Source organism: Pirellulales bacterium, assembly GCA_019694455.1.
In the GTDB taxonomy this organism is placed as follows: Bacteria; Planctomycetota; Planctomycetia; order Pirellulales; family JAEUIK01; genus JAIBBY01.
Genome location: JAIBBY010000107.1, coordinates 1 through 6,601, shown reverse-complemented (window position 1 = coordinate 6,601; position 6,601 = coordinate 1). Strand labels below are relative to the sequence as shown.

The window sequence follows — 6,601 nt, the reverse complement described above, 5'->3', positions numbered from 1 at the left end:
GCCAAATCCCGAATCCGCCCCCTTTGATTTCGATGTGCTGGTGATCGGCACCGGCCCGGCCGGCCAGCGCGCGGCGATCGCCGCCGCCAAGCTCGAAAAACGCGTGGGCATTATCGATCGGCGCATGTGCATGGGCGGGGTCTGCGTCAACACCGGCACCATCCCCTCCAAGACGCTGCGCGAGGCGGTGCTGTACCTCACCGGCCATCGCATGAAGAGCGTCTACGGCCGACACTACCGCGTGAAGGAAGACATCACCATGGCCGACCTGCTGGTGCACTCCCAGCGGGTAATCCACAACGAACTAGATGTGATTCAATTGCAGATGAGCCGCAACGACGTGCTCGTGCTCACCGGCGAGGCCAGCTTTTCCGGGCCGCACGAAATGATCGTCTCCGACGGCCGCCATCAAGAACGCGTGTCGGCCGAGACAATCATCTTGGCGCCCGGAACCGAGCCCGCGCGACCCAGCGATGTGCAGCTTGTGCCGGGCAAGATCATCGATAGCGATGGCTTGCTCTGCTTGCCGTCGCTCCCCAAGACCATGACCATTGTGGGGGGCGGCATCATTGGCATCGAGTACGCCAGCATGTTCGCCACGCTCGGCGTGAAGATCAACGTACTCGAGCGCAGCGCGCGGCTGCTCGAGTTTCTCGACGAGGAGATCGACGACGCCTTGGTGTACCACCTGCGCGACTGCGGCGTGACCTTTCGCATGTCCGAAGAGGTGGTGTATGTCGAGATGGACGGCGACGACCCGGTGGCCCTGTTGGCCAGCGGCAAGCGCGTGCGCAGCGACGTGCTGCTCTTCTCCACGGGCCGCCAGGGACGCACGCGACAGTTGAACCTCGAAGCCGCCGGCCTCGCCACCGACGCGCGCGGCCGACTGAAGGTGAACCTCCACTTCCAGACCGATGTGCCGCACATCTACGCCGCTGGCGACGTGATCGGATTTCCCGCGCTGGCCAGCACCTCGATGGAGCAAGGCCGACTCGCCGCCATGCACGCCTGCGGCAAGCCGTGTACCGCCATCCGCGAACTGCACCCGTACGCCATCTATGCCATCCCCGAACTGTCGATGGTCGGCAAGACCGAAGAGCAACTCACGCGCGAGTGCGTGCCGTTCGAGTCGGGCGTGGCCCACTACCGCGAGATCGCCAAGGGGCAGATCCTGGGCGACGAGATCGGGCTCTTAAAACTCCTCTTTCAAATCGAGAACCATAAGATCCTCGGCGTGCACGCCATTGGCGAAGGCGCCAGCGAACTGATCCACATCGGTCAGGCGGTGATGGCGCTGGGCGGCACGGTCGAGTATTTTCGCGACACGGTGTTCAACTACCCCACGCTGGCCGAGTGCTACAAAGTGGCCGCCTACGCGGGCTTGAACAAGTTGTAAGGCCGCAGCGAACCGCTTACGCGGCGGCCGGGTCGGGGCCGGCGCTTTGCTTCTTTCGCGCCTTTTTCGAGTTCGCCTTTTGCGCGGCCTCCAGCGCCGCGATCGCCGCCACGGTGCAGGCCGGACACTTCTTCGACAAAAACGTCTCCAGCCGCTGCCGGCCGTAGCGCTCGTTCTTGCGGAACGTGAAGGGGCTGCTGTGGCCGCAGGCCCGCTTGATGAGAACTTCGCCTTCGATTTGTGCCATGATGAATTCCGCAAAAAAAGCGTGTGCTGGGATCGCTATAGTCTGCGCTGCCGGCCGCCGAAAAAAAAGATTCTCTGTCCGTCTCCGCGCAAAAAGTCGTCACGGAAAGATATTTTCCGCCGCTGGTCACTTCACAATCTTCAGTAGCGTCTGCAAGATCAGCCCGATATCGTAAATCAGCGACTGCCGAGCGATGTACTCCTTGGCCAGGGCGATTTTGTCGGGCAAAATCTGCTCGATATAGACCCGGTCGGGGTCGGCGGCGCCGCCGAGCAACTCGTTTTCATCGCGATATTTGACGCTGGCCAGGTCGGTGATGCCCGGCCGCACGCTGAGCACCGTGCGGTAGTCGTCGCGAAACAACTCGACGTAGCGCGGCACTTCGGGGCGCGGTCCCACCAGGCTCATGTCTCCCGCCAGCACATTGATCAGTTGCGGCAACTCGTCGAGCTTGCTTTTTCGCAAGATGCGGCCAACCGACGTGATGCGCGGGTCGGCGCCGGCGGTGATCTGCCCACCCAGTTTGGGGGCGTCGGCCACCATGGTGCGGAATTTGTAAATGCGAAAGGGGCGAAAGTCCTGCCCCATTCGCTCTTGCCGAAAGAAGACGGGGCCGGCGGAGCCCAGCTTGATCGCCAGCGCAATTACGGCAAACAGCGGCGCGACTAGCGTTAAGCCCACCGCCGCTGCCGTGGCGTCAAAAATCCGCTTGATCACCGGCGATGCTCCGCCACGATCTCGTGCAATGCCCGGCTCACCCGCTCTTGATCGGCCTCGGTCATTTTGGGATACAGCGGAATCGAAATAATCCGCTGGTAAGCGCTCTCGGCCACCGGCAATTGCCCCGGCTGATAGCCAAAGTGGTCGCGATAGTACGGGTGCAGGTGCAGCGGCGTGTAATGGACGCTGGTGCCGATCTCGCGCGCCTTCAGTTCGTCGATGAACTGGTTGCGATCGATCTTCAATTGCGCGAGATTGAGTTGAATGAAGTACAGATGCCAGGCGTGCTGCACGTTGGCGCGGACCACGGGGCGCGTGATCTGCGGCAGGTCGGCCAGCAACTCGTCGTAACGACGAGCGCAGGCCGCGCGGCGCTCGAACAACTCCTGGCAACGGTCAAGCTGCACCAGGCCCAGCGCCGAGGCCACATCGGTCAGGTTGTACTTGTAACCGGCGTGCAAAATCTCGTAGTACCAGGTGCCTTCGGCGGTGAACCGCTTCCAGGCGTCGCGGCTGATGCCGTGCAGGCTCATGATGCGGGCGCGGTCGGCCAAGGCGTCGTCGTCGGTGACCAGCATCCCCCCTTCGCCCGTGGTGATCGTCTTGTTGGCGTAAAACGAAAAGCAAGTGATGTCCCCCATCGTGCCGACCAGCCGCCCCTTGTAGAGCGTCGGCAGCGCGTGCGCCGCGTCTTCGATTACCTTGAGCTTGTGGCGGCCGGCGATCTCCAAAATGGCGTCCATATCACAAGGCTGCCCAGCAAAGTGGACCGGCATAATCGCCTTGGTTCGCGGCGTGATAGCCGCTTCGATCTTGGCCGGGTCGACGCATAACAGGTCGGACTCGCAGTCGACAAGCACCGGTCGCGCGCCCAGATGAATCGCCACCTCGGCCGTGGCGGCGAAGGTCATGGTCGGCACGAGCACCTCGTCGTCGCGCCCCACTCCCACCGCGTCGAGCGCCAGGTGCAAGGCCGCCGTCGCGCTATTCACCGCAATGGCGTGTTTGGCGCCGATCTTCTCGGCAAAGCGGCGCTCAAACTCCTTCGTCTTGGGGCCGGTTGTCAGCCAGCCAGAACGCAGCGTCTCCACCACGGCTGCAATTTCCGCCTCGCCAATGTCGGGCACAAAAAACGGCAAAAACTTTTGCTCAAGCATGGTGCTCACGAAAGAACTCCGTGCGGAAAAATCAGGAAAGGGCGAGGCTCCATGATACCAACGCCGCCGTCACCAGGTGAGTGCATGCGTCGCGCGGGGCGAAGTCAGTTCCACGACCAGGCATTGGTTCGCGACCGACAGACCAAAACCGGGATGATACGCTGTCGGCGTCACCGAGAGCCGGCCGCCAGACGTGCTGAATCGCAGGCTGCGCCCGGCGGCTTGCAAATCGGCCGTTCCTTGCGCGGCGTCCACGCCCACGACGCGCGCGTCGGGATGCAGGTGAAACCGTGCAATCGCCTGGCGATAGCTGCCCGTCAGCGTGTCTTCGATCGATAGCCAGTCGGCCGTCAGCGACCAACGACGAGTGTGTGACACGCGCCCCGGTAGCCGCCGGTAGCCATCGTGACTGGCCGTTACGACTTGCGCCTCGCGCGTGCTCTCGGTCGACACGTCGCGCGGATATGCCCGCCGAGCAACGCGGAAGTTGTCCCACACCTCCGAACTGTCCTGCCCGTCGATCTCGATGGTGTTGTGCGCGGCTGTCGAACGCTCCGCCTGCCGCTGGCGATCGTTGCCGTAATAGACCGATGTGCCGCTATCAACGATCACACGCTGGCCCCACAGCGCCAGCTCAAACGACAGCACGTCGGCATGGCCGTGGCCGGGCAGGAACGCGGGGCCAATCTCGCCAACGTCCAAAATGGCCACCGCCGGCGCGCGCTGCAATCGAATGTAGCCACTGGCTGCGAGACGAGTGATGCCGTCCGCCGGCGCCGCGCAGCGCGACAAGCCCAGCCGTGCCGCGTAGGCGTCCAGTTCGGCGGGACGCGGAGCAATGCCTTGCGCGGCATCGCTCATCAGGCTAATCTCGCCGTCGGGCAGGGTCATCGCGGCTAACCAGCGCCGCATGCTCTCGGCCAGCGCAATCCAGGCGCGCGGGTCGTCGCCGTGACTTCTCGGCAGCGCCGCCGGATACACTTGCGCCAGGTTCAACAGATCGAGCAAGTCCTCGAGCACCAGCGCGTGGTACATCGGGCTTTGCTCGTAGTGCGCGCCGTCCGCCAGAATCTGCTCGGCAAGTTGTTGCTTGAGAATTTGGAGTCCGGTTGTCATCCAGCGCTCCGCCTCGTCACCTGCAAAGTACATACCCGCAAAGATTAGCGCCTTGGCGTTGGTCAACAGATGATTGCCCAAGAGATGCGTTTCGATCCGCTGGCTGAGATAGCGGGCCTGCAGCGCCAAGCTGTCCAGAGCCGCGGCAGAAAGCGTCTCGCCGGCCAGCGACCACTTGATCCAGTTCACGATGCGCACGCTGGCGACATACGGCGTCCAAGCTGGCCCCGAGAAGTCGTCGCCGTGGTGGTCGCGCAGCCAATCGGCGACCAGTTGGCGATGCCACGCGCCGCGCGCGCGGTGATCGTCGGCGATCAGGTCTTCAAAATAGTGCAAGTTGAACAGCCACAGCCGATGAATCGACGTGTCGCTCCATCCGGCTGGTAGCTCCAACTCGCGCGCTTCATTCAAGAAGCGAAACCGCCGCTCGCCCAGCATGAGGGGCGCGCGGGCGGGTCCGGTGGTCCATTGGCCACTGCGCGGCCGCAAGGGGGGCGCGGGACGACGATCGGCGCGCGGCCGATAGAAGCGCTGCCACGCCCTGCCATAGACCTGAATCGGTCGCAAATGGCGGAGCGTGTGAAAATAGCGCGCGAGGTTCACGGTGGCAGAATTCTGGCTGGCCGCAGAGACTGAAACCACGCCGCAGTTATAACGATTTGACGTAGTACCGATAGTTCAGCCCAGGACACAGAATGGGGCGCCATCCCGCACGTTCGTAGGCGCGATGCGCCTGCAAGTTCGTCTCATACACAGAGAGTCGCACGCCGCGCGCGCGAAGGCGCCGCGCTTGCACTTCAAAGCGCGCGATCAGTTGCGAACCGATGCGTTGACCTTGCGCTGCGGGCGCCACCCCGATGCCGACCAGCGAGTGAATGTCCGCCCCCATCCAATCCGCTAGTTCAGCCGGCGCGCTGGCCGGCGCGCCCGTGCCCAATAGCGCCCGCATCCGCAGGCGGATGCGAGCCAGAATGTCGCGATGCAACAGTAGCGTCGGACGCATGGCGAGACTGGCGAGCGCCCGCCGCCATAGCGCCTGATTTAACTCGCGATCGTAGCCGACCGGCGCGCCCACGGTGTAACCCACCACCTGCTCATCGAGGCAGGCCACAATGGCGATGCCGCTGGGATGCTCTCGAAACCACCGGAGCATCGCCCGCACATAACCGCGCCCCAGTCGCACGTTCATATAGCCCTGGAACGCCATCACATGAAGTTCGGTCGCGGTGTCCAGATCGCTGTCGGTCATCGGCCGCACGACAACCTGCGGGCACGATCCGACTGACGCAACGGTTTGGCTATCCATGCGCGGCGACCTCCTCGCGCGGCGCGATCTGGTCACACCCGTGTCGATACGCCGAAGCGTTGGGATCCAGCAATAAACGCGCGCTGTCGACTTCGATGCTGCGCACCACTATGGCTGCTCCCGGCGCCAGCGGCGCGAGTTCAGCGGAGCAATTGCTCGCCCAGCGAATTTTGTCGCCCTCCCAGCGCAATGGCCGCTCGATCGGCGCGCCAAGCGATACCACGGTGACAATCCGCTGCGGCAAATCCGCCGTCACTTGGCATCGCAACGTGGGCGTGGGCTGCTTTTCGCCGTAGTGCAACGACTCCCATCCCAAGGCCGATGGGCTCGACTGGCCACGGACCACGTCAACCTGCGATTCCGCCGTACTGGCCGCGACGGCTAGTTCGACCGGACCGGCAGGCGTGTCGAGTCGCGCACCATCCGCGTTGGCTGAATACGGAAAATCGGCCAGGCGCCAGTGTAAGGCAACCTGCTCGCGGCCTTGTCCCAAGACATCGTCGACCACCAGCCAATAGCGTTCACCCATCCTCAACACGGCGCGGCGATGGACCGCGCGGCTCGCCAAGCGCTGATAGCTGTAGTGCTCCCCTTGGGCATAATCGATTCCGGGACCACCGCCGGGCAAAAAGTGCTGCAACTGCGAGCGCGTGAGATAG

General features: G+C 63.6%; 7 protein-coding genes. 1 reads left to right on the top strand and 6 read right to left on the bottom strand.

Annotated features, from left to right (window positions below; all coding sequences use genetic code 11):
* On the top strand, positions 1–1,396 hold a 1,396-nt coding region (gene sthA / locus K1X71_20860), incomplete at its 5' end, for a Si-specific NAD(P)(+) transhydrogenase (GenBank protein ID MBX7075600.1).
* 16 nt (positions 1,397–1,412) lie between these two features.
* Here sthA and K1X71_20855 read toward each other — a convergent pair.
* The 6 genes from K1X71_20855 to K1X71_20830 form a co-directional block, all read right to left on the bottom strand.
* Positions 1,413–1,643, bottom strand: coding sequence for a hypothetical protein (locus K1X71_20855; protein MBX7075599.1), 231 nt, complete (start codon positions 1,641–1,643; stop codon positions 1,413–1,415).
* A 126-nt stretch (positions 1,644–1,769) separates the two neighbouring features.
* The gene (locus K1X71_20850) at positions 1,770–2,360 is read right to left on the bottom strand and encodes a sugar transferase (protein ID MBX7075598.1); all 591 of its coding nucleotides are present in this window, start codon (positions 2,358–2,360) and stop codon (positions 1,770–1,772) included.
* Entirely contained in the window at positions 2,357–3,520 is a 1,164-nt protein-coding gene (locus K1X71_20845; GenBank protein ID MBX7075597.1) for a DegT/DnrJ/EryC1/StrS family aminotransferase, read from the bottom strand. Before K1X71_20845 ends, K1X71_20850 begins: the two co-directional genes overlap by 4 nt.
* Before the next feature lie 69 nt (positions 3,521–3,589).
* Positions 3,590–5,239 (bottom strand): heparinase II/III family protein, encoded by a 1,650-nt coding sequence (locus tag K1X71_20840; GenBank protein MBX7075596.1) that lies wholly within the window; start codon positions 5,237–5,239, stop codon positions 3,590–3,592.
* A gap of 46 nt (positions 5,240–5,285) precedes the next feature.
* Positions 5,286–5,942 carry a GNAT family N-acetyltransferase gene (locus K1X71_20835; protein ID MBX7075595.1) on the bottom strand — a complete coding sequence of 219 codons (657 nt, stop codon included), beginning with the start codon at positions 5,940–5,942 and terminating at the stop codon, positions 5,286–5,288.
* Positions 5,935–6,601: heparinase II/III-family protein (locus K1X71_20830; GenBank protein MBX7075594.1), on the bottom strand; the 667-nt coding region annotated here is incomplete at its 5' end. The genes K1X71_20830 and K1X71_20835, both read right to left, overlap by 8 nt.

What these genes read in the sequence shown, in the direction of transcription:
- K1X71_20845 (MBX7075597.1), bottom strand. Translation starts at nt 3,520, where the DNA reads ATGCTTGAGCAAAAGTTTTTGCCGTTTTTTGTGCCCGACATTGGCGAG.
- K1X71_20835 (MBX7075595.1), bottom strand. Translation starts at nt 5,942, where the DNA reads ATGGATAGCCAAACCGTTGCGTCAGTCGGATCGTGCCCGCAGGTTGTC.
- K1X71_20855 (MBX7075599.1), bottom strand. Translation starts at nt 1,643, where the DNA reads ATGGCACAAATCGAAGGCGAAGTTCTCATCAAGCGGGCCTGCGGCCAC.